Raw genomic sequence first — 24,473 nt, 5'->3', positions numbered from 1 at the left:
ACCTGCACCGAACGGCGTACGGGAAATTCCCTCCATCGGCCGCTGCCGGCGCCCGCGTCAGGCGGTGGCGGGGAAGCGGTCCCAGACCCGGTGGGAGCCGAGCAGCCGGGTGAGCTGCTGAAGGACCGTGGTGGCGCCGTCGCCGGCGATCACTCCGGGCGCGTCGAGGGGGATGCCGGCCGCCTCCAGCGCGGTCTCTCCCCCCTTGGCGGCGCCGATGGCCTTGCCGTGCCGGTACGCCTCCGCCAGCAGCAGCCCCACCCGCGGGTCGGGCGCGCCGTCGCCGTTGCCGGGCAGGCCCGCCTTGGCGTCCCGGGCGCCGTAGGCGTCGGCGCCGATCCCCGGGGTGCCCGCCACCAGCAGCGCGTCGAACTCCACGGACCGTGCCGTGGCGTACGTCCGCTGGACGGTCAGCGCGTCGGCGCCGGAGCCCAGGGTGCCGCCCGTCGGTGCGACGACGAGCGGGACCATTCCGCCGTCCAGCACCTCCTGGCGTGCCGCCCGCACTCCGTCGAGGTCGCCGTCGGGGCCGGTGACGATGCCGATGATCCGGCCGTCGGTGGGCCAGGTGCGGCCGACCTGGGACAGGGCGGGGCTGGGCTGCACGTCGGCGAGGGGCACGGTGGGCTCGGGGGCGGGCAGGCCGAGACCGGCGGCGACGCCCGCGCACAGCTCCGGGTCGATGTTCGCCAGGACCTGCAATCCGCGTTCCTTGATGGCCTGTTCGTAGCACTTGCCGAGTTCGAAGGTGTAGGCGCCGATGATGTGCTCGCGCTCCACCGGGCTCATGCTGAGCCAGAACCGGCGCGGCTGGCTGAAGTGGTCGTCGAACGACGCCGGCGCCTCGCGGACCTTCGTCGCCTCCGGCACCCGTACCGGCGCCTCGACGTACGCGCCGTCGGCGGCGCCGGCCGTGAAGGGGCAGCCGCCGTCGAGGGAGTTGGGGCGGTAGGGTGCCACGCCCCGGTGCACGGCGTCCTGGTGGAAGCCGTCCCGTGTCATGTCGTTGACGGGCGCGTGCGGCCGGTTGATGGGGATCTGCGCGAAGTTGGGGCCGGCCAGCCGGGTGATCTGGGTGTCCAGGTACGAGAAGAGGCGCCCGGCGAGCAGCGGGTCGTCGGTGATGTCGATGCCGGGGACGAGGTGGCCGGGGTGGAAGGCGACCTGCTCGGTCTCGGCGAAGAAGTTCGACGGGTTCCGGTTGAGGGTGAGCAGTCCGATGGGCTGCACGGGGGCGAGTTCCTCGGGGACGATGTTCGTCGGGTCCAGCAGGTCGATGCCCTCGAACGTCTGGTCGGGCGTGTCGGGGAAGGTCTGGATGCCGAACTCCCACTCGGGGTAGGCGCCCGCCTCGATGGCGTCGGCGAGGTCCCGGCGGTGGAAGTCCGGGTCGACGCCGTTGACGATCTGCGCCTCCTCCCACACCAGCGAGTGCACGCCCAGCTTCGGCTTCCAGTGGAACTTCACCAGCGTCGTCCCGCCGTCGGCGTCGACCAGCCGGAAGGTGTGCACGCCGAAGCCCTCCATGGTGCGGAAGGAGCGCGGGATGCCCCGGTCGGACATGTTCCACAGGGTGTGGTGGGTGGCCTCGGTGTGCAGGGTGACGAAGTCCCAGAAGGTGTCGTGGGCGCTCTGGGCCTGCGGGATCTCCCGGTCCGGGTGCGGTTTGGCGGCGTGCACGACGTCCGGGAACTTGATCGCGTCCTGGATGAAGAAGACCGGGATGTTGTTGCCGACCAGGTCGAAGACGCCCTCGCTGGTGTAGAACTTCGTCGCGAAGCCACGGGTGTCCCGGACGGTGTCGGAGGAGCCGCGGGAGCCGAGCACGGTGGAGAAGCGGACGAACACCGGCGTCTCCACGCCCTCGGCGAGGAACGCCGCCTTGGTCACGTTCGCGGCCGTGCCGTAGCTGCGGAACACCCCGTGCGCGCCGGCGCCGCGGGCGTGGACCACGCGCTCGGGGATGCGCTCGTGGTCGAAGTGCATGACCTTTTCGCGCAGGTGGTGGTCCTGCAGCAGCACCGGGCCGCGCGGTCCCGCCTTCAGGGAGTGATCGGTGTCGTACAGGCGGGTGCCCTGGGCGTTGGTCAGATAGCTTCCGCTCTGCGCCATCCGCGCCTGGTCGGCGCCGGTGGGCTGGCCGGTGGGCGAGACGGTCTCCGGGCCGGTCTGGTCGGGCTTGGGCGGCAGCGGCTCATGGGGGTCGGTCGGCTCGGCGACCGACGGCGCCTCGGGGCCGGGCTTGCCGGGGATGCCCTGCTCCGGGCCCGCGCCGTCGCCGCGCAGGGCGTCGACCGCCTTGTCCGCCGCTCGCTTGAGGGGGTTGCTCTCGCTCATCGCTGCTCTTTCCTTCGCTGGTCACGGGGGCGGGCCCGGCACCGGCGAAGCGGGCGTCCGACGCGCGGTGGCCACGCCCGGGGCATACGGCCGACACATGCGAACAGATCGGGTGAACGGGTCGACGCGGCCCTCGTTCCGAGGTCCCCGGGCCGGGGCGTCCGAAACCGGGAATCAGGAGGATTTCCGGTCGGGGTGAAGTCGGGCCGTCTCCCATCGACTTGCCGGGACGGCAGGGCCCGCCGGACGTGCCGTCCGGACCCGGGGACGTCGCGCAGGGCCAAGTGCCCCCTGCCGAGGGTGTCTTCGTCGGCGGGCCGGCTTCTTGACCCGGGCAGGCGAGGCACGCCCGCCCACACCCGTCAGCCTAGGCGCTGCGCCGGGCCCCCGCAGTTCGGGAGACCGGCGGCGGCTCGGGTCATCGCCGCACGGTCACTCGCAGGGTCCGGTCCCTCGTCGCGTCCCGTCACGGGCGGGCGGTGACCCGCAGGGTCTTCAGCGTCGGGTCCGCCGCGTCGGAGATGAGGAAGCCGTGCTCCACTCCGCTGCGCAGGAAGTCGAGCACCTCCTCGGTGATCACCTCGCCCGGCGCCACGACGGGCACACCGGGCGGATAGGGGCTGATCATCTCGGCGCAGATGCGGCCCACGGCCCGTTCGGCGGGCACCTGTTCGGCGGGCCCGAAGAACGCGTCGCGCGGCAGCACCGCCTGCTCCAGTTCGAGCGCCCGGGGCTCGGGGAGCCGCACCGCGGGCTGCCGTTCGATCGACCCGGCGTTCTCCACCAGGGACCGCACGGCGTCCAGGAGGACCTTCTCGGTCTCGTCGTCGTCCGCGTGGGTGATGGAGGCGCTGATCCGGCAGCTGTCCGAGCCGCCCACGTCGACGTGCCGGTGCGCGCGCAGCCACTCGGCCGCCTGCATGCCGCTGATGCCGAGGTCCCGGACGTCGACGACGATCTTCAGGGGGTCGAACTCGGCCGCCAGCCCCTCTTCGACGATCTCGCCGCCCATGACCCGCAGCCCCGGCAGTTCCCGCAGCTCGGCGCGGATGCGCTCGGCCCGGTGGAAGGCCCTGTCCAGCAGCTCGTGGCCCTGCTCGGCCATCTGCCGCCGCCAGCCGTCCAGGGCGCCGTACACCAGGGAGGAGGCACTGGTGGTGCCGAGCAGGTCCTCGCGCTGCTTGAGCACCTCGGGGGCCACCCGGTCGTGCTGGAGGTGGAAGACCGAGCTCTGCTCGATGGCCCCGCCCATCTTGTGGACGCTGGTGACGACCAGGTCGGCGCCGGCGTCCATGCCCCAGGCCGGCAGAGCCGGGTGGAAGGGCAGATGGGCGCCCCACGCCTCGTCCACGATGAGCGGTACGTCGAAGGCGTGGCAGGCCTCGGCGACGCTCCGGATGTCGGCGCAGGTGCCCCAGTCGGTGGGCGTGATCAGCAGCATGCCCTTGGCGTCGGGGTGCTCCCGCAACCGGTCGCGGACGTCGTCGGCCTCCGGCGGATGGGCCATGTGCCGTTCGGCGTCGAACTTCGGGTGGACCCAGATCGGCTCCACCCCGTTGATGATCACCGCCGCGATGACGGATTTGTGCGCGTTGCGCGAGAGCAGCAGCTTCTCCCCGGGGCCCGCGACCGCGAGCATCGCGGTCTTCACGGACAGGGAGCTGCCGCAGGTCGAGAAGAAGGCGTGCTCGGCGCCGACCGCGTCGGCCATCAGCTCCTGCGCCTGCTCCAGCACCCCCTGGGACTCGCGGCGGTCGTCCAGGCCGTTGAGGGTCAGCACGTCCGAGCGGAAGACGTCGATGCCGAGGACGTCGGCGACCCGGGGGTCGGCGCCGCGGCCCTGCTTGTGACCGGGCGGTCCGAACACCACGTCGCCGCGGCGCCGGAACTCCTGGAGGGCCTCGAGTACGGGTGCGCGCGAGTGATCCATGCGTGTCCTCTTCTTCCCGCTTGTACTCCGGCTTCCGCCGGTGCTGCCAGTGCCGTCCCCGCAGGCGCGCGGAGGGTGCGGCCCCGTCCGCACGGGCCGCACCCTCCGTGTTGCACTCGGCGCGCGGTCGAAACCCCGCAAGCCCGTTCCTCAGCCGAGGATCACGGGAACGACGTCACCTTGGACGGGACGGTGCTCGTGCCCGAGGTGGGCGCGCCGGTGCTGTTGACGACGTGGGCGTACTGGCCGTTGCCGCCCAGGGAGATCACCAGCAGGTCGTGCATCTTCACCCCGCTGGTCACCGGCACCTGGAAGCCGTGGGCCTGGACGATCGACGGATCGGCGGTGTAGTTGCAGTAGCTGCCGAGCCCCCAGGCCTCGTGGGTGGTGACGGAGTCGGCGACCTTGTAGGCCGCGTAGCCGACGATGCCGTCGTGGGTGATGGCGGCGGCGTTCGGGGCGTCGTACGCCTTCTCGTTCTGGAAGAAGATCGTCCGGCCGCGTTCGCCGCTCCAGTACACGTCGTACTTGTTGAAGTGTTCGACGAACAGGCCGGTGGCAAGTACGTCGTTGCCGTTGACTCTCAGACCGTAGTCGGCGCGGTTGGTGTCCCAGCCGACGCCGCTGCCGTGGTCGGCGCGCCAGATCCAGGTGTGGTCGACGACGGTGTTGTTGCTGTTGACGACGAGCGAGTTGGTGGCGAGGCCGGGTCCGGCGCCGCCGATGCGGAAGAACACGTCCTGCACGGTGGTGGGGTCGGCGGAGTGGTCGGCGGTGGAGCCGGGCGTGCCGATGCGCAGCAGGGTGTCGGAGTTGACCGGTCCGGCGTCGATGAGGAGTCCGGCGAGCCGGACGCCGTCGACGTCGGCGACGTGCACGGCGTCGATGCCGTTGTCCGGGACCAGGGTGGCAAGGCCGAGGCCGAGGACGACGGTGTCGGGGCGGGTGACCTCGATCGTCCGGTCGAGGTGGTAGATGCCGGGCGTGAACAGGAGGTTGAGGCCCTGGGCGAGGGCAGCGTTGATGGTGGCGGCGGTCGCTCCGGGCTTGACGACGTAGAACCGGTCGAGCGGCAGGGAGGTGCCCGGGGTGTTCGGCCAGGACACGCCCCGGGCGTTGGTGCGCTTGCCGGGGACGAACACCTTGTAGTCGCTGCCGTCCAGGTACAGGAACGGCTTCTCGCGGGAGACCGGCGTGGTGTCCAGGGTGGTGTACGGGCCGCTGTCGAAGTTGGTCGCGGGTGCGCCCTGGACGCCGGAGAACGTCATGTTCCACACGCCGTTGGTCCAGCCGCCGACCGAGCTGTCGCGGGTGTACCACTGCTGCTGGGAGTAGGGGCCGACCGTGCCGTCGATCTTCGAGTCCGCGATGTAGCCGCCGGAGGCCCAGCCGTAGCCGTTCGGGGCAAGGTTGAGGCCGCCCTCGACGTGGATGCGGCGGAAGGGCGCGGCCTGCGCCACGGCCCAGCGGTCGGTGCCGTTGGAGGGCTTGATGGCGAGGTTCTCCGCCGAGCGCCAGAAGTTCTGCGTGGCGTTGCCGTTGAACCAGCCGGCGTCGACGGTGACGTCCCCGTTGATCTGCGTGTCGTCGGGGTTCAGACCGAGCCCGGAGATGGAGGTGTAGAAGCCGATCTGGGCGTTGATGCCGTTGTAGGTGCCCGGCTTGAGCAGGAACTGGTAGCGGCCGGTGCCGAACTGGGCCGACTCCTGCTGTTTGAAGACGTCGTCGAACTTCTGCTGGAGGTTCGGGGTGGAGGGGTCGACGACGATGACGTTCGGGCCGAGGTCGCCGCCGCCCTGGATGGGTCCGGTGCTGCCGGTGGCCGTGGTGTGGACGGCTGCCTCCCACAGGGAGTACCCGTATCCGGTGCCGCGTGCGGTGCCGTAGATCCGGACGTACCGGCCGGAGCCGCTGACGCCGTACGACGCCGTGCCGCCGGTGGCGCCGGTGACGGACTTCAGGGTGGTCCAGTTCTGCCCGTCGGTGGAGGACTGCAGCTGGAAGTCCTTGCCGTAGGCGGTCTCCCAGTTCAGGTCGATGGAGCACAGGTCCTTCACCGCGCCGAGGTCGACCTGGAGCCACTGGGGGTCGGAGAACTGGCTGGACCAGCGGGTGGTGGCGTTGCCGTCGAAGGCGGCGGAGGCCGGGGTGCCGGCGTTCTCGGTGGACGACGCGGTGGCAGGCCTGCCCTGGGCGGCGTTGGCCGTGTCGCAGGTCTGGGCCGCGTCCGCGGCGGCCGGGGTGTGGGCGAGGGGCAGGGTGATCAGCGCGGCCATGGCGGCCAGCGCGACACCCAGGTGTCTTGGTCGTGTGCGGCTTCTCATCTGGCGGCTCCCGGGGAAGGACGAGACCAACGACCAGGTCTCGAGGCTTAGTTCATGTTTTGATTTAAGTGATGAGGCAAGCCGGCGGCAAGCCTTCGGAAGTCAAAACCTCAAGAACCGCCGGCCCAGGGGCCTCAGAACCGCAGCCCGTGCCGGGTCATGCGGGCAGCACACCGGACGGCTTGGCGGGTGTTGGGAACGCCGTCAACCCGCCTGGTCCTCCTGGTGCTTGACCAGCTCCAGCAGCGCCGCGTGGGTCGCGGCGTCGGCCGCCGCGACGAGGCCGTTGGCGCCGCTGAGCACGGGCTCGCCGTGCAGGCCGGTCACCGTGCAGCCGGCCGCCCGGCACAGGGCGATCCCGGCCGCGAAGTGCACGCTGTCGCGCAGGTCGCCGTCGGTGACATAGGCGGCCCGGCGCCCGGCGGCCACCCAGGCGACGGCGAGGGTGCTGGAGATCACCCGGGGCCGGAACCGCGCGGCGAAGCCCGGGTCGGCGAGGAGCCGGGCGGCCTGGAATCCGGGGGCGCCGGGGAACGGCGGGTCGAGGTTGACGTCCACCAGCGCGGACTCGGCCGAGGGCGTGAGCCGTTCGTCGGCGCCGTCCTCGTGCACCCAGGCGGCCTCGCCGTCGGTCCAGAACACCTCCCCGCCGAACGGGTCGGCGGTGGCTGCTGCCGTCACCCGGTCCCCCTCGCGCAGGGCGACGTTGACGCCGACGAGCATGGTCCGCACCGCGTAGTTGAGGGTGCCGCACAACGGGTCGACGAGCCAGCGGCGGTGGGCGTCGGCGGCGCCGGAGCGTCCGCTCTCCTCGCCCGTCACGGCGTCGTCCGGGCGGGCGGCGCGCAGGATCTCGAGGATGGCCCGCTCGGCGGCGTGGTCGGCCTCGGTCGCGAAGTCGCCGGCGGACTTGTCGTAGCGTGCGAGCCGGCCGCCGTAGAGGGCGCGGACCACGGCCGCGCCCGCCCGGGCCGCGGTGACGGCCAGGCGGGCGTCGGATTCCCAGTTCGTGATCGACATGGGCGCAGGGTATCGCTACGCACGCCGGCCGCTGTCCGTCCACGGCGGCCCGCGTGGGCCGGGCCGGCCGGTCTATCCCTTCCGCTGGTGCGCGGGGCCGGCCGAGACGAGGGACAGGGTCTGTTCGGCGGCGGTGCGTCCGGCGCCCACCGGACTTCCGCTGGTGTCCGTCCAGGAGCGCACCGGTGTGGTCTCGGCGAGCCGGCCGGTGGCCCCGGAGAGGCCGAGCGCGAGCCCGCTGTAGCGGTTGACCAGCCGATAGGTGCCGCCGGAGGCGTTCCGGATGACGAACCACTGCTGTCCGGCCGACGGCCCGCCGGGGCGCGCCGCCGTGACGGTGGGTACGACGCCCCAGGCGCGGCCGGTGGCCGAGGAGGAGTCGACGCCGAGCAGCCGGCCGCCGGCGGCGTCGGTGACGGTGAAGGCGCCGTCACCGGTCGGGGTGAAGAACCAGGTGTCGCGACCGGAGGAGGTGGGCCGGGCCAGCGAGGTGGTGGCGGAGCCGGCGGCCGCCCGGGCGAGGACGCGGCCCGCGCCGGAGGCGATGCGGTAGCCGCGGCCGGTGTCCACGGGAGGGGCAGCGGGTCTCCCGCTGTCGACGGTGATGTCGACGTACTCGCCGGAGGCGTCGTGCGAGCAGCCGAAGGCGCAGTAGGAGCGGAAGGACCTGCCCACGATCGTGGAGCTGGTCCGGTTGGCGCTGTCGAGGAACCAGCGGTACCAGGAGGCGGTGGTGTAGCCGCCGGTGTCGCCGATGAGATGCCACTTCTGGGTGGCGAGGTCGTCGGTGGCGTAGAGGTACTGCGGTGAGCCGCCGCTCTGGTCGACGGCCTGGGGTTCGCCGATGTAGAGGCCGAGATGGGCGTCGTAGGCGATGTTCATGACGAACAGCGGCGAGGTCGGGGGCATCGTGCCGGCCGCGATCTGCTGGGCGGCGGTGCCGGGGTTGGCGGGGTCGTACTCGGCGGAGACGGGGACGTAGCCGGTGGGGTGGCCCGCGTCCACGGGCACGATGTCGCTCTCCTTGCCGCCGGTGCCCGGCTGGGACCAGGCGCCGTCGTACCACTTGCGCCAGGAGCCGGGGGCCATCTTGGCGGACATCGGCGCGCGGGCCACGTGCTCGTAGAACGCCTTCCAGCCGCCGCTCTTGTCGACGATGCGGGAGCCGTAGAACACGTAGAAGTAACCCGAGGCGGCGTCGGCGAAGAGGCGCTGGTCGCCGTCGCCGTAGGAGTACGTCTGCTGCGGGAAGGCCGTGGTGTCCCCGCGCCTGGTGCTGTACGGCGACGTGATCACATGGTCCTTGATGGTCCAGGTGCGGCCCCGGTCGGTGGAGACGGCGTAGTCGACGGCGTCGTAGTGCAGGCCGTCGCCGAAGGGCTGCGGCGTGAACTCGTTGTGCACCAGGCCGTACCAGTCGCCGGTGTCGGGGTCGATCCACACGCCGGACAGGTCGCAGTAGTTCTTCTGGGCGTAGCCGGATCCGCTGGGCGCGTAGGTGGCCTCGCGGCCGGTGGGGCTGTTGTTGCAGCGCCGGGTGGTGTCGTCGTTGCGGTCGGCGGGGTCGGCCGGGTTCACCGACGTGCTGAGGGCCTTGTCGAAGGCGGCGGTGTCGAAGTCCTTGCCGGTGTAGAAGTCCCAGGTGCGCGGGTCCGCGGCGCCGTACAGCGCGGCGGACTGCTGGTAGTGGAAGGTGCCGTCCCGGTCGACGAAGACGGAGGCGGGGGTGTCCGTGGGGTGGGTGAAGGGCACCGGCGTCCCCACGGTCACGGTGTAGCCGGCGTCGGTGGGTGCGGCGGCGGTCGCGGGGGACGCGGCGCCGCAGCCCAGGATCAGCGCGGCGGCCGCGGCCAGGGCGCCGCCCGCTCTGCTGGAGAGTCGCAACTGTGCTCCTTGGTCCGGGGTGTGCGAAGGGCCGGTCGCACGGAACGATCCGGCCCCGGCGGCCGCCCCGGCAATGGACTCCCGTGCCCCGCCTCTTGCACTTTCGCGCGCACGGCCGCCCCGGTGCCCGGTGTCAGGACCGCTCGGGCGGGTCCGCGGGCAGCGGGCTGTCCCAGTCCAGTCGGCGGATCAGCGCCTCGTCGGGCTCGACGGGGCGGGCGACGGCGGCGGCCGGGCGGGACGGGCTGCCCGTGCCGCGGGACAGGCCGCCGCTGACGGTGATGTTGTTTTCCACGCGGGGGCGGCGGTGCCGTTCGTACGCGGCGAACGCGGACCCGGCGTCGGGCAGGTCACGCAGCGCCTTGGCGAGGACGACGGCGTCCTCCAGGGCCATCGAGGCGCCCTGGCCGGTCGCCGGGGAGGCCGCGTGGGCGGCATCGCCGATGAGCAGGGTGCGCCCCCTGTGCCACAGTGCGCCGAGCGGCATCTCGGTGGCGTTGGTGACCATGACGGCGCCCTCGGAGGCGGCGACGACGTCGGCGGCGGGCGCGCAGTCCTTGCGCAGCAGCGGCAGCAGTTCCTCGCGCCAGGCGGCGTGGTGCGGGGAGCCGCCGACGGGCAGCGGCTCGGTGCTCACGCGGGCGAACCAGTACGTCTGCCCGGCGGGCGACGCCGCGTACCCGAAGGTGGTCCCGGACCCCCGGACGAAGGTGATCACGCCGGTGCCCTCGGCGGCGGTGCCGCGCGAGTAGCCGTAGAAGATGCGCTGGCCCGCGTACCCGGGCCGCGCGCCGGGCGCGAGGATGCGCCGCACCGTGGAGTTCAGGCCGTCGGCGCCGAGCAGCAGGTCGGCATGGGCGGTGCCGCCGTCGGCGAACCGGGCGGTGACGCCGTGCGGGCCGTCCGTGACGCCGGTCAGCCGGGCGCCGTGGCGCACCCGGATGCCGCGCCGGGCCGCCTCGCCCTGCAGAGCCGCGTTCAGCTCGCCGCGGCGCAGACAGCGGTAACGCAGTGCGGGGTCGGCGACCTCGCCGAGCGGTGCGTGCGTCAGCTCGGTGCCGTCGCCGTCGAGCAACCGCAGCGAAGTCAGCGGAAAACCGACGGAGGTGACGGCGTCCGTGGCGTCGAGCTGGGCGAGCGCGCGCATGCCGTTGCTCGCCAGGGTCAGGAACGCCCCGATGTCCTCGGCGGAGTCGGGGTGCGCCTCGTACACCGTGACGCCGAATCCGGCCTTGTGCAGCCCGAGCGCGGCCGCGGTCCCCGCGATGCCGCCGCCGATCACCAGTACCCTCGTCGCGTCCGTCCCGCTCAACTGCCGCTCCTCGCGCCGACCACGGCCGTCCCCGTCCGGCCCTGTCCATCCGGCCCTGTTCGTCCGGTCGTGCCCATCTAAGGGCAGCGGCGGGCTCGGCGGCGGGCCGGGGGCCGGGATCCGGACAGGGTGCGGGCCGGCATCGAGGGGCGCAGGGTGGGGGGAACCGCAGTTCGCGGTGGAATCCGGCGGGCCGGAAAGCGGTCCCCGTGCCCTCCCCGGCTCGGCACCGGTGCACCGTCTTGCGCCCCGTGGGGGCATGGCACACGGCTGCTGTGCGCAGGCGCGCCCCCTGTGTGACGGGTGATCGCCGGTGGATTGGGTACTTCCCGGCCATGCGGGTGAGTGTGCTGGATGCCGGATCGAACACGGTGAGACTGGTGATCGCGGATGTGGAGGGGGGCGTTCCGCTGCCGGTGCACACCGTCAAGTGGAAGCTGCGCCTGTCCGAACACGTCGGTCCGGACGGCACGATCGCCGACGAGGCGGTCGAGGCGCTGGTGAAGGCGGTGGCCGCGGCGGGGGCCACCGCGCGGCGCTGGCACGCCTCGGGCCCCATGGCCTTCGCCACCGCCGTGGTGCGCGCGGCCCCGAACCGGCAGGAGCTGCTGCGCCGGGTGGCGGCCGGAACCGGGATCCGCATGTGCACCCTTCCGGGTGAGACGGAGGCGGAGCTGACGTTCCTGGCCGCCCGGCGCTGGCTCGGCTGGCACGCCGGCCCGCTCGCGGTGCTCGACATCGGCGGCGGCTCGCTGGAGGTGGCCTTCGGCCGGGGCCGGCTGCCCGACTTCGCCGCGTCGCTGCCGCTGGGCGCGCGGCGGCTCACCCAGGAGTACTTCGGCGCCCAGGACCCGCCGGGCCGCGAGGAGTTGAAGGAGCTGCGCCGCCGCATCCGCCATGAGCTGCGGGACGTGGCCTCGCGGATCCGCTGGGAGCGGCCGCGCACCGCCGCGGTCACCTCCCGCACGTTCCAGCAGCTGGGCCGGCTGTGCGGGGCGGCGCCGGGGCGGTACGGCCCGTTCGTGCGGCGGGAGATGCGCTGCGGGGACCTGCGCGAAGCGGTCCGCACCCTGGCCGCGCTGCCCGCCGCCGAGCGTGCCCAGCTGCCGGGGATCTCCGCGCCGCGCGCCGAGCAGAGCCTGGCCGGAGCGGTCGTGGGGCACACGGCGCTGAAGCTCATGGGGCTGCGCGGGGCCGTGGTCTGCCCCTGGGCGATCCGCGAAGGCGTGCTGCTGCGGTACATCGAGGACGGCGCGGACTGGTGGACGGACATCACCGGGGCCACCGACCCGGCGGTACCCCCCTCACCGGCGCCCCTGCGCATCGCGAGCCCGCCGGCCTGACGGCCCATCGGCAGCAGCCGGAGCCCCCGTCGGCCGGTCTCCGTGCGCTCCGAAGTGATCCGAAGTGAAGCGGGCCAGGGGTGAGCCGGCCGGACTGAGCTGGGCGGGGGTGAACTGGGCAGCGGCCGTACGGCGGGGTCGGTCGCCCGAGGGGTCACGGCCGCCATCGAGGCGCCGGCCGATCTGCGTAACGGCCCGCGGCGCGCAGGGCTCCCGGGCGTGCCGGACCGCGTGGCGCGGCCGCCCTCACTCCCGTCCCGGGGGCTGCCGGAGGTCGGCGAGGAGCCGGGCGCCGGTCACCGTGTGGTCGTCCTTGTGGTGGTCCCAGCGGGCGGACGTCCGTGCCGCCGTGCGCGCGAAGTCGCCGGGGATTCCGGCCGCTTCGCAGGTGTCGGCGATCTCTCTCATCTCCGGCTCCCAGCGCCAGGCATGCGGCCCGGCACCGGCCGGCCGCCGTGGATCGGCGGAGGGGTGCCGGGCAGCGCCTCGGCGGCGAGGTCGCGCAGTTCGCCGAGGCACCCGGTGCGCACGGTTCCCCGCCGGCCCGGTCCGCACCTGCGCGAACTGCCGGGAAGGCTCCCGGAACAACAGCCCCCGGAACGACACGCCCTCAATCTGTAGCGATCATGACAAATGCGGGGTAGGCATGCCCCTATGCCTTTACGTCGACCACGCTCGGGAACCACACGGCTCGCCGCGCTCGTCGCCGCCGCGGCGCTGCTCCTCGCGGGCTGCGACAGCGGCGGCACCGCGCACTCCGATGACGGACGGACGCGGCTGACCGTCGCGGCGCTGCCGCTCGCCGACTCCGCCGCCCTGTATCTGGCCCGGGACCGCGGGCTGTTCGCCAAGGAGGGTCTGGACGTGCGCATCCAGCCCGTGCAGCAGAGCATCCAGGCGCTGCCCGCGCTGCTCAGGGGCCAGGTGAACGTGATCGCGAGCGCCAACTACGTCACCTACTTCCAGGCGTACGAGAAGGGCACCCTGGACCTGCGCATCCTCGCCGAGGGCGTCCGGATCGCCCCGCACATGATGGACGTCCTCGTGCCCAGGGACTCCGCGCTGAAGTCGCCTGCGGACCTGGCGGGCAAGAAGGTCGCCGTCGCCGTCCTCAACAACATCCAGTCGCTGACCCTGAACGCGATCCTCGACGCCCGGCACGCCGGACGGCCCGTCTACCGGCAGATCCTCTTCCCGCAGATGGGACCCGCTCTGCAGAAGGGCCAGGTGGACGCGGCCCACGTGGTCGAGCCCTTCGACACCGCCGTCCAGGGCGAACTCGGTGCCCGGGTGCTGCTGGACGGCGGGTCGGGGCCCGCGCGCGGCCTGCCCGCCAGCGGGTACGTCACCACGGCCGGCTTCGTGAAGAAGAACCCGAAGGCCGCCGCGGGCTTCCGGCGCGCCGTCGAGGCGGCCTCCAGGCTCGCCGCCGGCGATCCGGCGGCGGTCCGCGCCGAGCTGCCCAAGTACGCCAAGGTGACGGCGGACCAGGCCGGGTCGCTCAACTTGCCGGACTACCCGGCGACCGCCGACGCGTCCGCACTGCACCGGCTCATCCGGCTGATGCGCGCTCAGGGCATGCTGAAGAAGGACATCGATCCGGCTCCGCTTCTGGTGAAATGACACGACGTCAGGAAGCGCTCCTCGGCCTGCTCGGCGCGGCGGCCGCGTTCGGGCTCTGCGAGACGGTCGCCCGGGCCGGGATCGTACGGCGCGGTTATCTGCCTCCCGCCTCCCAAGTCGTCGCCCGCGCCGCCCGGTTGGCCGGTGACGCCGACTTTCTCGACGGCGTGGGGGTCACCCTGCGGGCGTGGGCGCTCGGCCTCGGGCTCGCCTGTGCGATCGCCGTGCCGCTGGGGCTGTTGCTGGGCTCGGTACCGGTCGTGGAGGCCGCCGTACGCGCGGTGATCGAGTTCCTGCGGCCGCTGCCGTCCGTCGCGCTGATCCCGCTGGTGTCGCTGCTGCTCGGCTCCGGCACCCGGACCGAGGTGACGCTCATCGCGTACGCCTCGCTGTGGCCGGTGCTGTTCAACACCGTCTACGGCCTGGCCGAGACGGATCCGCTGGCCAAGGACACGCTGCGGGCCTTCGGGTTCGGGCGGCTCGCGGTGCTGCTGCGGGTGGAGTTGCCGGCCACCGCCCCGTTCATCGCCGCCGGCGTGCGGATCTCGGCCGCGGTGGCCCTGATCCTGGCCGTGGCGACGGAGATCCTCTCCGGCTTCGGCCAGGGCCTCGGCATCTTCATCGCCCAGGCCCAGACGGAGCCCGACGGCACCCGGGACGTGCTGGCCGGAGTGGTGTGGGCGGGCGCCCTCGGGCTTGTGATCAACGGCGTCCTGGTCGGCGCCGAACGGCGGTTGTTCGCCTGGGCGCAGGAGCCCCGGCCGCAGCGGAGCCGGGCATGACACGGACACAGGGCGACGCGTCCGCGCCGTCCCGCGCCACCGCCGTGCCCTTCCTCCTGCGCTGGACGGTGCTGCTCGTCGCCGTGACCTGCTGGGAGCTGGCCGCCCGGGCGCAGAGCAGCGTCTACTTCCCGCCGCCGCTCAGGATCGCCCGGCACGCCCGCGCCCTGTGGTTCTCCGGGCCCGTCGGTCATCTGTTCCTCACCCCGGCCGCCGTCGACACCATCCTGCCGAGCCTGGGCCGGATGACGGCGGGGTTCGCGCTCGCCGCCGTCGCCGGGACCGCCCTCGGGACCGCGGTGGGCCGCTCACGGCGGGCGTACGCGCTGTGCAACCCGGTGTTCCAGTTCGCGCGCGCCGTGCCGCCGCCCGCGCTGGTGCCGGTGTTCGTGGTCGTCTTCGACTTCGGCACCCCCATGCAGGTGGCGTCGATCGTGTTCAGCGCCGTATGGCCGGTCCTGATCAACTCGGCCGAGGGCGCCCGGGCCACCGACCCGCTGCGACTCGAGGTGGCGGCGGTGCTGCGGCTGACGGCGCCCGAGCGGCTGTGGTTCCTGATCCTGCCCTCCGCGCTGCCCCGGATCTTCGCGGGGCTCCGGCTCAGCCTGTCGCTGTGCCTCATCCTGATGGTCTTCTCCGAGCTGCTGCCGGGCAGCGACAACGGCATCGGTTTCACGCTCACCGACGCCCAGACGCGCTCCGACCTGCTCACCGTGTGGGCGGCGCTGCTGCTGCTCGGCGCGCTCGGGTATCTGCTCAACACCACGCTGCTGGCGGTCGAGAAGCGGCTCGTCGGCACCCGGACGTCCGCGGGGAGGACGGCATGACGACGGCCACGGTCCGCGAGGCGGTCGTACGGTTTCTGCGGGACACCGGCATGACCACGGTGTTCGGCAATCCCGGCTCCACGGAGCTGCGGATGTTCCGCGACTGGCCCGACGACTTCACCTATGTGCTCGGCCTGCAGGAGTCCGTCGCCGTCGGCATGGCGGCCGGGCACGCCCTCGGCACCCGGCGGGCCGCCCTCGTCAGCCTGCACTCGGCCGGCGGGGTCGGACACGCGCTCGGCGCGGTGTTCAACGCCTTCCGCGACCGGGTGCCGCTGGTGGTCGTGGCCGGACAGCAGGCACGCTCGCTGATCCGGCTGCGGCCGTTCCTCGGCGCCGACGAACCGGCCCTGTTCCCGCGCCCGTACGTGAAGTACGCCCATCAGCCGGAGCGGGCCGAGGACGTGCCGGCCGTGCTCGCGGAGGCGTACCGGATCGCCATGACGCATCCGCGCGGCCCGGTGTTCGTCTCCGTGCCCGAGGACGACTGGGACCGGCCCGCCGAGCCCGTCACGCCCCGCACGGTGCACTCGGGTTTCACGGCCGGCCCCGGCGCCCTCGACGCGCTCGCCGCCCGGCTGGACGCCTGCGCACGCCCGGCGCTCGTGGTGGGCCCCGGCGTGGACGACGAGGACGCGCTGGAGCCCGTGCGGGCGCTGGCCGAGCGGATCCGGGCCGGGGTGTGGATCAGCCCGCTCTCCGGCCGCTCCGGGTTCCCGGAGTCGCACCCGCTGTTCCAGGGGTTCCTGCCGCCGATCGCCCGCCCGCTGGCCGCGCGGCTGGCGCCGTACGACGTGGTGGTGGCCCTCGGCACGCCGGTGTTCACCTACCACGTCGAGGACGACGGGCCGCCGCTCGCGCCCGGCACCGAACTCTTCCACCTGGACTGCGATCCCGGCCAGGCCGCCTGGCTGCCGACCGGCACCAGCATCGTCACCACCCTGCGGCCCGCGCTGGAGCGGCTCACCGGCCTGCTGAAGGAGCCCGACCGCGACCCGCCGCCGCCCCGGCCGGCCCCCGCCCCGGCCCGGACCGAGGGGCACATCACGCCGGAGCTGTTCTTCGACCTGCTCGGCGCCCGGCTGCCGCGCGACCGGGTGCTGGTCGAGGAGGCGCCCAGCCACCGCGACACGCTCCACGCGCGCGTGCCCGTCGAGGCGGGCGGCGGCTTCCTGACCACGGGCAGCGGGGCCCTCGGCTGGGGCCTGCCCCTGGCGGTGGGCCGGGCGCTGGCCGGCCGGCGCCGGGTGGTGTGCGTGGCCGGCGACGGCTCGGCGCTGTACTCGGTGCAGGCCCTGTGGAGCGCGGCCCGGCACGCGGCCCCGGTCACCTGCGTCCTGCTGGACAACGGCGGATACGCGGCCGTCCGCGCGCTGGGCCGGCGGATCGGCATCACGCCGGTCCCGGGCACCGACATCACCGGCATCGACTTCGCCGCGCTGGCCCGGTCCTTCGGCTGCCCGGCGGCGCGCGCCGAGCACCCCGAGGAGCTGCCGGCCGCCCTGGACCACGCCCTGGGCGGTGGCGACGGCACGGGCCCCTTCCTGCTGCACGTCCGGGTCGCCGGGAGCGCGGGCACGCTGTACGAACCCTGGGCCGGGTGAGGGATGCTGCGCCTCGAGTCCGTCAGCCGGCACTTCGGCGACACCCGCGTCCTGGACGGCATCAGCCTGACCGTGCCCGACGGGCAGCTGCTCAGCGTGGTCGGGCCCTCCGGATGCGGCAAGTCCACGCTGTTGCGCACCATCGCCGGGCTGCTGCCCGCGCAGGAGGGCACGGTGACGGTCGACGGGACGCCGGTGACCGGTGTCCCGGAGCGGCTCGCGGTCGTCTTCCAGGAGTACGGCCGCTCGCTGCTGCCCTGGCTCACCGTGCGCGACAACGTGGCCCTGCCGCTGCGCCGCCGGGGCCTGTCACGCGCCGCCCGCCGGGCGGAGGCCGAGACGATCCTCGACCGGGTCGGCCTGCGCGACGTGGCCCGGCGCCGTCCCCGCGAGCTGTCGGGCGGCATGCAGCAGCGGGTGGCGATCGCCCGCGCGCTGGTGTGCCGGCCCTCCCTGATGCTCATGGACGAGCCGTTCGGCTCCCTGGACGCCGGCACCCGCGAGGACCTGGAGGACCTGCTCCTCCAGGTGCACCGGGCCGAGGGCACGACCATCGTGTTCGTCACCCATGACATCGACGAGAGCGTGTACGTCGGGGACCGCGTCGTCGTCCTCTCCCCCGGGCCCGGCTCCCGCGTCGTCCTCGACCTGCCGGTCGGCCTGCCCGCCGAACGGGACCAGCTGACCACCCGGAGCCTGCCCGGGTTCGTGAAGCTGCGCACGGAGGTGGGGCGGGCGGTCCGCGGCCGTGGCTGAGGCATGCTGGAAGGCGTGACGAGGGGCCGGGAGGTGGCCGGGATGCGGTGGTGGGCCGGTGGTTGTGCGATCGCCGCGGTCGTCGTGCTCGCGGGCTGCGGGGCTTCGGCGGGCCGGGGTGCGGGGACCGGTGCCGGAGGGTCCGGGGGCCGGTCGGCGCGGCCGGCGCCCTCGGCCCGCACATCGGTGGAGCCGGGCGGCTCCACCTCGCCGAGCGGCTCCCCCTCGCCGAGTGCCTCGCCCCCGCCCTCGCCGAGCGGTTCCGCGTCCGCCAGCCAGGCCGTGACGCCCTCCCCCGGGCCGGCCGGGTCCTGTGCGGCCGGACACGTGGCGGTGGCCGTGGCCCCGGGTGACCCGGTCCGGCGCCGGCTGTGTGTGCGTCCGGGCACGGAGGTGACGCTCACCCTGCGGCCGCGTCTGGACGACAAGCGGTGGACCGGCGTGCTCAGTTCGGCGCCCGCGCTCGTGGTGGCGTCCGGCTGGCGGGTGGACGCGGACGGCACCGCGCACGCCACCCTGCGCTGCGCGGGCACCCGGGGCGGCACGGCACAGGTCACGGCGGCGGCCAAGGCCCCGGACCTGGCGGGAGCCGCGCGCCCGGTCCTCACGCTGGACGTGGACGTGGTGCCGTACGCGCGGGAGGGGTGACCCCGAAGGCCGGGAGCCACCCCTCCTGATCCGGCGGGCCGGTCAGCGCAGGTCGCACACCTTGACGGTGTAGATGCCGCGGCCGTGCGTGGCGGCGTACAGCGTGCCGCCGTCCGGGCTGGTCTTGAGCTGGAGGACGGCGACGGCCGGCAGGCTGCCGACCCGCTGCCAGGTGGTGCGGCCCGGCGCGCGGTAGACGACACCGAGGTCGGTGGCGACGGCGAGGCCGCCGTCCGCCGTCACCAGCGCCGAGTCGGCGGGCACGTCGGGCAGGTTCGCCGAGATGTCCTTCCAGGTGGTGCCGCCGTCGGTGGACTCGAAGACGTGGCCGACGCCCGCGCCGGGGCCCTCGGTCCAGTGCCGGGAGAAGCCGTTGACGGCGAGGAAGACGTGGTCGGCGTTCTTCGGGTCGATCGCGAAGCCGCTCAGGTAGCGGTTCGGCACGGTGCCGTCGACCGGCAGGCTGACGTCGTGCCATCCGGTGCCGTCCGCGTTGCCGACGGCGATGCCCCGGGCGAAGCCCTGGTTGTTGCAGGGGCCGCACCAGGCGGCGTAGATCTTCCCGCCGGAGGCGGCGACGGCGGTCGCGGTGCGGCCGGCGCCGAGGTCGTGGACGCTGGTCCACTCCTTGCCGCTGCGGATGGCGTAGCCGTGGGTCTGCACCCAGATGTGCCGGCCGCCGGCCACCCAGGTGTTGCCGTCCTTCGCGTCGGCCGCGAGCGGGGCGATGAAGCGGGCCTCGCTGGTGGCGTTGTCGGGCGGGGCGACGGAGTACGAGGTGGCCTTGCTCGGGTCGGTGGTCCAGCTGCCGTCGTTCACGGCGCAGTTCTGGGTGACCTGGACGGCCAGGTAGACGTACTCCTGGGCGATGTTGCAGCCGTTGGCGGGGTCGGTGAGGGTGTCGCCGCCGTCACCGCCGAAGTTGGAGCCCATCACCGTGTCGTTGCTGCGCAGGATGGACTGGCCGTTGTCCTGCAGGCCGCCGGTGACGGACAGACCGCCGTGGTCGAGGTCTCTGCCGATGCCGACGGAGTAGTACTGCAGGGTGTCGATGGTGCCGTCGTTGAGGGACGTCCAGTCGGTGGCGTGGCCGGAGGCGTCCTGGGAGCCGTTCACCGGGCGCTTGTAGACGCCGCCGTCGTTGCCGACGTACACGAAGCTCTTGCCGTGGTAGCGGCCGATGGCGACGCCGTGCTGGTCGGAGTGGGTGGTGGGGTTGCAGTCACCGGTCTGCTTGGAAGGGTCGATGCTCCAGCAGGAGAAGGTGAAGTTCCAGTACGGGCCGACCGTCGACCAGTCGGCGCCGCCGTCCTTGGTCTCGTAGACCTCCTCCAGGCCGGCGTACACGTGCTGCGGGTCGCTCGGGTCGACGGCGAGGAACTGGTTGTACCAGGCCTGCACGCCGGGCATGTAACCGGCCGTGGTCAGCGCCGAGTTGTCGGCGGCCAGGCCCTTGTAGTCGGCGATCTTCGTCCAGGGGCCGGCCGGGGAGCCGGACTTGGAGACGTAGATGCCCTCCAGGCCGCTGTCCGGGTTGGTGTTGAGCTGCTCCGGGGACTGGTCGATGGCGTAGTAGCGCGAGCCGTCGGCGGAGCGGGCGAAGGTGACGTTGCCGACGTTGTCCGGGTCGGCCGGGAGGTCACCGAGGCCGCTGGTGATGCGGGTCCAGGCGCCGTTGACCTTGGTGAAGAAGCCGTTGTAGTCGTCGCCGCTGCGCCAGCCGACGGCGAGGACCACCTTGGAGGGGTCCTTGGGGTCGATCGCGATGTCGTTGGCGATGTTCTTGTACGGCGCGGACGGGTCGTCGGCCTTCGAACCGCCCGGCAGATAGTCGGGGTTGGGCGCGTACTCCAGTTTCCAGGGGCCGCTCAGCTTCTTCGTGGAGTGGCTCCACACGCCCTCGCTGGTGGCCGCCCACACCGTGTCGCCGCCGAAGCGCAGCTCGTGGATGGTGGTGCTCTCCAGCTCGTCGCCGCCGACGCGGCTGCGGGTGGTGAAGGCGCCGTGGTGCGGGTGGGTGAGGACGTAGACGCCGCTGCCGAGGTAGGCGTCGGCGTTGGTGGTGGCCTCGCCGGTGCCGAGCCACAGCCGGCCCTTGCCGTCGAGGGCGAGGGCGCCGGTGGACTGGCTGGGCAGCCGGTCGCTGATGGGCTGCCAGTGGCCGCCTCCGGTGCGCGAGCGCCACACGCCGCCGCCGGCGCTGCCCGCGTAGACATAGCCGTCGTCGTCGGCGGCCAGCGCCGCCATGCGGCCGGTGACGTCGCCGCTGCCGCCGCTGGAGTTGGAGTCGATGTCGCGGTAGCGCGGGTCGTCGGAGTCGTACGGCAGGTCCGTGATGTTGCGCCAGTGCCCGCCCGTGGACCTCAGGCTGGTCAGGTCGCGCCAGGCGGCGCCGTACGCGCCCGGTGCCACGACGCCCGGCGAGGTGCGGGCCTCGGCGTACTGGTCGGCGCCCTCCGCGATCTCGTCCGCCTCGTTGCCGTCGTCGTCGTCCGCCGCGACGTGCGGCGTCATGGCACCGGCCGACTGCGCGCGCTCCTTGGCGAGCTGGCCGAGGACACGGACGCCGAAGGGGCTCGGCGAGCGCCCGGCGGCGGCGGACGGGGGTATCGCGACGAGTGCGGCGGACGCGGCGAGCGCGCAGACGGTGAACCACCGTCTTCTGCGGGTTGGTACGGACACCAGGGGCCTCCCGAGGTGCAGCGACACTGCTGACACGGGAGACCCGATCATGCGGGCGCGGATACGTCCGCCGCTTGGCGAACTTTTTGACGAGAACCTGCCAGTGACTACGAATCCGGAAGGCGATTCCTCCGGCTGGGCGAGGCGGCGGCGACGGCCTGGGTGCGCCACCGGCCCACCGTCTTCAGCAGCTGGTCGGCCGGATCGCGCAGTCTGGGATGGGCGTTGACCGTGTTGCGCAGCCCGCGGACCGGTCTGCGCCACAGCCGGTGGGCCAGCGCCACCGGGTGCGGGCGTGCCACGAAGCCCTCCGCGACCCGCAGTTCGCGGGTCTTCAGCCAGTCCTTGTACTCCTTGTCGCCGCGCCCGAGGTCGACGAGGGTCACCCCGTGCCGGGCCGCCGCCTCGGCGGTCCGCAGATGCATCATCAACCCCGGTGAGTAGTAGTGCAGTTCGGGGTCGTAGGCGGTGAACCAGGCCGCGAGCACCGTGCCGGAGCGGGGGCCGAAGTGGGCCGCGACCGGCCGGTCGCCCGCGTACAGCACGGACAGCACCCCGGTGAAGTGCTCCTCGCGGACGCGGAAGAGATGGTCGACCAGGCCGACGATCCACGGCCGGGAGAACCGGTCCATGCGGCCGGTCCTTCGGTACTGTGCGGACTTCCACCGCATCAAGGTGCGCAGCATCTCCGGGTCCCGCTCGTCGAACTCGAAGCGCACCTCGCCGACGTCCCGGCCGAGCCGCCGCTCCTTCTTCAGGGTGGTCTTGGCCAGCCCCGGGTAGGTGCTGCGCAGCCACTCCGGGTAGCCGCCGTCGCCGGGCTTCACATCGATCACCGGTGAGGCGAAGGTACCGGTGACGTGCGGGGCGAACGGCCGCTGCTCCTGTACGAGGTGGTCGAACTCGAAGATGCTGAGCCCGCAGGCGCGCAGCAGTTCGCCGGCGTCCCAGGTGAAGCCGGGCCGGTGCACGAGCGCCTGGCAGTCGGACAGTCCGAGCCCGATGGCCCGTCCGGTGCCGAACGGCCCCCGCTCGTACGGGAAGAAACCGGCGGGCTCTGCGCCCTCGCGCAGCACCGCCACCCGGGCGCCGCGCCGGTAGCGGCCGACGCCCGCCGCGAACTCCGGCGCGAGGAAGGGGTTGGAGTACTCGGGTGACGCGTCCATCGCGCGATGCCAGGCGGCGCGCAGTTCGGGCGTCAGCTCACCGGGTCTGTGGATGGTGATCTCCACCTCAGTTCGACCGCCCTTCCCCGGGCTCCGCGGGTGGCGTGCCGACGGCGGCACAGGCCGGTGAGGCGTGTGGATCATGGCTCATGGATCGCATGGGCGACCGCTCCCCCCATGACGCGCCGGGCGCGTCCTGCCACTGGTTCCGATGTGCGCAAAAGTTCCCCTCCGCGCGCGACCGCTCAAACGTCGCGAAACAGTACGCACACTGTCAAGGGTGCCTCAGGCGCCGGATGATCCGCCACGGGTCTGCCGACATCGTGACAACTCCGGTTCCGTCCCGGGCCGGCGGGGCTCAGTGGGCGCGCCGTCCCCGCTGCTCCGGTGCGGTGCCCAGGTCCTGGGTGCCGATCACCGACAGCAGTTCCAGCTGGGCGGCGCCCTCGGTGCCGGGCGGGGCGCTGAACCACAGCAGCCGCTGGCGGCCGTCCTCGCTGAAGAGGCTGTGGCAGTCCAGTTCGACGACCCCGAGCAAGGGGTGCACGATGCGTTTGTGGTCGGTGCGGCGCAGCGCCACCTCCCGCTGCTCCCACAGTTCGGCGAACTCGGTGCTGCGCCGGCGCAGCGTGGCCACGAGCCGGGTGACGTCGGAGTCCTTGGCGCGCCGGGCGGCGACCGCCCGGAGGTCGGCGGTGAACACCCGGGAGTGGTGCGGATGGTCCTCGGGCGGGTAGATGCCGCGGACGGCGGGATTCGTGAACCAGCGGTACACGAGGCTCCGGTGGGGCCCGCGTCCGCTCGGCATCTCGCCGAGGAGTGCCACGGCGAGGTGGTTCTGCACCAGCGTCTCGTGCAGGTCGGTGATGACCTGGGCCGGGGTCGTGGTGAGCCGGTCCAGCAGGCCGAGCAGGGCGGGCTGGACCAGCGCGGTGGGCGCGGACGCGACGGAGGGCAGAGGGCGGTCGGCGAGATGGAACAGGTGATCGCGTTCGTCGCCGCCGAGCCGCAGGGCGCGGGCGACGGCGGCCAGCACCTGCGCGGAGGGCTGGGCGCCGCGGCCCCGCTCCAGCTCGGTGTAGTAGTCGGCCGACAGACCGGCCAGCTGGGCCACCTCCTCGCGGCGCAGGCCCGGCACCCGGCGGCGGGGGCCCGCGGGCAGGCCGACGTCGGCGGGGCGGACCCGGTCGCGCCGGGATTTGAGGAAGGCGGCCAGTTCGGCATGGTTCACGCCCTCCATGGTCGCGCCTTCGCGCGGGCGCAGCCAGGGGTTGCCGACCCCAGGGTGAGCGCAGCCGTGGCCGGCCGCCGCACGCGGGCCCAGGCTGAGGGGGAACACCCGATCCTCCCCGCCCCGTCACCCCTCACACCCACTCGACCAGGGAGAACCCCATGCCGTTCGCGAATTTCAAGGTGCCCGCCGGAAGCCTGACCGAGGAGCAGAAGGAGCTGCTCGTCACCCGCACCACCGAGTTGTACGTCGAGATCTACGGCGAGCGGGCCCGCGCCGGCACCATGGTCCTGGTGGAGGAGGTGCCGGACGGCGGCTGGGGCATCGGCGGCGGTGTCCTGAAACTCGCCATGCTGCGGGAGCCGGCCGGGGACTGACTGGCACACTGCCCGGTGATCGCGGCCCTCACGAAAGGCGGTACCCCATGTCGACCACCTCCCCGCGCGCCGTCCCCGAGCCCGCCGAGCTGCTGGCCGCGATGCCGTTCGCGGCCGGGCTGGGCGTCGAACTGCGCGAGGCCACGGCAGAGCGGGTCGTCGGAACGCTGCCCTGGTCGCCCGGGGCGTGCACCGCGGGCGGCGTCCTGCACGGCGGGGCGCTGATGGCCCTCGCGGACAGCGTCGGCGCGGTGTGCGCGTATCTGAACCTGCCCGAGGGCGCGGCCGGCACGTCGACGGTGGAGTCCAAGACGAACTTCCTGCGGGCGGTCACCGCCGGGCACGTCGTCGCCACCGCCCGCCCGCTGCATCTCGGGGGCACGCTCATCGTGGTGCAGACGGACCTGCGCGACGACCGGGACCGGCTGGTCGGCCAGACCACGCAGACCCAGATGGTGCTGCGCAAGACCGCCGGCTGAACCGCCCGCGGACGAAGGCCGGCCCCCGCACTGCGAGGGCCGGCCTTCGTCGTGCCGCGGACCGGGCTCGGTGCTCGCGCTCTTGACATGAGGCTGCGTCACCCGGACGCTTCCTGCGTGAAGTTGCGCGATTGAAGCGCGTTTCGAG

General features: G+C 73.4%; 19 protein-coding genes. 9 read left to right on the top strand and 10 right to left on the bottom strand.

Translation table 11 applies throughout. The annotated features are described in order from the left end of the window. Positions 1–57: 57 nt before the first annotated feature. The 6 genes from ACGFZN_RS01895 to ACGFZN_RS01870 form a co-directional block, all read right to left on the bottom strand. Entirely contained in the window at positions 58–2,337 is a 2,280-nt protein-coding gene (locus ACGFZN_RS01895) for a catalase (RefSeq protein WP_393856479.1), read from the bottom strand. Positions 2,338–2,803: 466 nt separating this feature from the next. Continuing rightward, positions 2,804–4,267: an aminotransferase class I/II-fold pyridoxal phosphate-dependent enzyme gene (locus tag ACGFZN_RS01890; protein WP_393856478.1), complete on the bottom strand. Its 1,464-nt coding sequence runs from the start codon at positions 4,265–4,267 to the stop codon at positions 2,804–2,806. 161 nt (positions 4,268–4,428) lie between these two features. Further along, entirely contained in the window at positions 4,429–6,591 is a 2,163-nt protein-coding gene (locus ACGFZN_RS01885) for a discoidin domain-containing protein (protein ID WP_393856477.1), read from the bottom strand. A 204-nt stretch (positions 6,592–6,795) separates the two neighbouring features. Continuing rightward, positions 6,796–7,611 carry an inositol monophosphatase family protein gene (locus ACGFZN_RS01880; protein WP_393856476.1) on the bottom strand — a complete coding sequence of 272 codons (816 nt, stop codon included), beginning with the start codon at positions 7,609–7,611 and terminating at the stop codon, positions 6,796–6,798. A 72-nt stretch (positions 7,612–7,683) separates the two neighbouring features. Next, complete coding sequence (locus ACGFZN_RS01875; RefSeq protein WP_393856475.1) at positions 7,684–9,495, bottom strand: RICIN domain-containing protein; 1,812 nt, start codon at positions 9,493–9,495, stop codon at positions 7,684–7,686. 133 nt (positions 9,496–9,628) lie between these two features. Then, entirely contained in the window at positions 9,629–10,807 is a 1,179-nt protein-coding gene (locus ACGFZN_RS01870) for an FAD-dependent oxidoreductase (RefSeq protein WP_393856474.1), read from the bottom strand. Between the two features lie 335 nt (positions 10,808–11,142). Here ACGFZN_RS01870 and ACGFZN_RS01865 point away from each other — a divergent pair, with 335 nt between their 5' ends. After that, complete coding sequence (locus tag ACGFZN_RS01865) at positions 11,143–12,150, top strand: Ppx/GppA family phosphatase (RefSeq protein WP_393856473.1); 1,008 nt, start codon at positions 11,143–11,145, stop codon at positions 12,148–12,150. 246 nt (positions 12,151–12,396) lie between these two features. On the opposite strand, the gene ACGFZN_RS01860 is transcribed toward ACGFZN_RS01865, so the two are convergent. Then, entirely contained in the window at positions 12,397–12,669 is a 273-nt protein-coding gene (locus ACGFZN_RS01860; protein WP_393856472.1) for a DUF1932 domain-containing protein, read from the bottom strand. Positions 12,670–12,804: 135 nt separating this feature from the next. Here ACGFZN_RS01860 and ACGFZN_RS01855 point away from each other — a divergent pair, with 135 nt between their 5' ends. From ACGFZN_RS01855 to ACGFZN_RS01830, 6 genes are all read left to right on the top strand, one after another. Then, positions 12,805–13,773, top strand: a complete 969-nt coding sequence (locus ACGFZN_RS01855; protein WP_393856471.1) for an ABC transporter substrate-binding protein — start codon at positions 12,805–12,807, stop codon at positions 13,771–13,773. Further along, positions 13,770–14,555 (top strand): ABC transporter permease, encoded by a 786-nt coding sequence (locus tag ACGFZN_RS01850; RefSeq protein WP_393856470.1) that lies wholly within the window; start codon positions 13,770–13,772, stop codon positions 14,553–14,555. Before ACGFZN_RS01855 ends, ACGFZN_RS01850 begins: the two co-directional genes overlap by 4 nt. Further along, positions 14,552–15,382 carry an ABC transporter permease gene (locus tag ACGFZN_RS01845; protein WP_393856469.1) on the top strand — a complete coding sequence of 277 codons (831 nt, stop codon included), beginning with the start codon at positions 14,552–14,554 and terminating at the stop codon, positions 15,380–15,382. Before ACGFZN_RS01850 ends, ACGFZN_RS01845 begins: the two co-directional genes overlap by 4 nt. Further along, positions 15,379–16,986, top strand: a complete 1,608-nt coding sequence (gene mdlC, locus ACGFZN_RS01840; RefSeq protein WP_393856468.1) for a benzoylformate decarboxylase — start codon at positions 15,379–15,381, stop codon at positions 16,984–16,986. Before ACGFZN_RS01845 ends, mdlC begins: the two co-directional genes overlap by 4 nt. A 3-nt stretch (positions 16,987–16,989) precedes the next feature. Beyond that, a complete protein-coding gene (locus ACGFZN_RS01835; protein WP_393856467.1) occupies positions 16,990–17,742 on the top strand; it encodes an ABC transporter ATP-binding protein in 753 nt (250 codons plus the stop codon). 393 nt (positions 17,743–18,135) lie between these two features. Next, positions 18,136–18,390 (top strand): acetyl-CoA synthetase, encoded by a 255-nt coding sequence (locus tag ACGFZN_RS01830; RefSeq protein WP_393856466.1) that lies wholly within the window; start codon positions 18,136–18,138, stop codon positions 18,388–18,390. Positions 18,391–18,432: 42 nt separating this feature from the next. On the opposite strand, the gene ACGFZN_RS01825 is transcribed toward ACGFZN_RS01830, so the two are convergent. The 3 genes from ACGFZN_RS01825 to ACGFZN_RS01815 form a co-directional block, all read right to left on the bottom strand. Beyond that, on the bottom strand, positions 18,433–21,072 hold the full coding sequence (locus tag ACGFZN_RS01825; protein ID WP_393856465.1) for a glycosyl hydrolase: 2,640 nt from the start codon (positions 21,070–21,072) through the stop codon (positions 18,433–18,435). Positions 21,073–21,179: 107 nt separating this feature from the next. Continuing rightward, entirely contained in the window at positions 21,180–22,304 is a 1,125-nt protein-coding gene (locus ACGFZN_RS01820) for a GNAT family N-acetyltransferase (protein ID WP_393856464.1), read from the bottom strand. 292 nt (positions 22,305–22,596) lie between these two features. Continuing rightward, positions 22,597–23,469 (bottom strand): helix-turn-helix transcriptional regulator, encoded by an 873-nt coding sequence (locus tag ACGFZN_RS01815; RefSeq protein WP_393856463.1) that lies wholly within the window; start codon positions 23,467–23,469, stop codon positions 22,597–22,599. Positions 23,470–23,630: 161 nt separating this feature from the next. Here ACGFZN_RS01815 and ACGFZN_RS01810 point away from each other — a divergent pair, with 161 nt between their 5' ends. After that, positions 23,631–23,846 carry a tautomerase family protein gene (locus tag ACGFZN_RS01810; RefSeq protein ID WP_393856462.1) on the top strand — a complete coding sequence of 72 codons (216 nt, stop codon included), beginning with the start codon at positions 23,631–23,633 and terminating at the stop codon, positions 23,844–23,846. A gap of 47 nt (positions 23,847–23,893) precedes the next feature. Next, positions 23,894–24,325, top strand: a complete 432-nt coding sequence (locus tag ACGFZN_RS01805) for a PaaI family thioesterase (protein ID WP_393856461.1) — start codon at positions 23,894–23,896, stop codon at positions 24,323–24,325. Positions 24,326–24,473 lie beyond the last annotated feature (148 nt).

Source organism: Streptomyces sp. NPDC048192 (assembly GCF_043202415.1).
Lineage (GTDB): Bacteria > Actinomycetota > Actinomycetes > Streptomycetales > Streptomycetaceae > Streptomyces.
Note: the sequence above shows the minus strand (reverse complement) of the source record. Positions and strands in the feature narration are given on the sequence as shown.

Bases quoted from the DNA above. Each gene is read 5' to 3' on its own strand.
- ACGFZN_RS01865 (WP_393856473.1), top strand. From the start codon at position 11,143: ATGCGGGTGAGTGTGCTGGATGCCGGATCGAACACGGTGAGACTGGTG.
- ACGFZN_RS01895 (WP_393856479.1), bottom strand. From the start codon at position 2,337: ATGAGCGAGAGCAACCCCCTCAAGCGAGCGGCGGACAAGGCGGTCGAC.
- ACGFZN_RS01805 (WP_393856461.1), top strand. From the start codon at position 23,894: ATGTCGACCACCTCCCCGCGCGCCGTCCCCGAGCCCGCCGAGCTGCTG.
- ACGFZN_RS01885 (WP_393856477.1), bottom strand. From the start codon at position 6,591: ATGAGAAGCCGCACACGACCAAGACACCTGGGTGTCGCGCTGGCCGCC.
- ACGFZN_RS01835 (WP_393856467.1), top strand. From the start codon at position 16,990: ATGCTGCGCCTCGAGTCCGTCAGCCGGCACTTCGGCGACACCCGCGTC.
- ACGFZN_RS01855 (WP_393856471.1), top strand. From the start codon at position 12,805: ATGCCTTTACGTCGACCACGCTCGGGAACCACACGGCTCGCCGCGCTC.
- mdlC (WP_393856468.1), top strand. From the start codon at position 15,379: ATGACGACGGCCACGGTCCGCGAGGCGGTCGTACGGTTTCTGCGGGAC.
- ACGFZN_RS01890 (WP_393856478.1), bottom strand. From the start codon at position 4,267: ATGGATCACTCGCGCGCACCCGTACTCGAGGCCCTCCAGGAGTTCCGG.
- ACGFZN_RS01845 (WP_393856469.1), top strand. From the start codon at position 14,552: ATGACACGGACACAGGGCGACGCGTCCGCGCCGTCCCGCGCCACCGCC.
- ACGFZN_RS01850 (WP_393856470.1), top strand. From the start codon at position 13,770: ATGACACGACGTCAGGAAGCGCTCCTCGGCCTGCTCGGCGCGGCGGCC.
- ACGFZN_RS01810 (WP_393856462.1), top strand. From the start codon at position 23,631: ATGCCGTTCGCGAATTTCAAGGTGCCCGCCGGAAGCCTGACCGAGGAG.
- ACGFZN_RS01880 (WP_393856476.1), bottom strand. From the start codon at position 7,611: ATGTCGATCACGAACTGGGAATCCGACGCCCGCCTGGCCGTCACCGCG.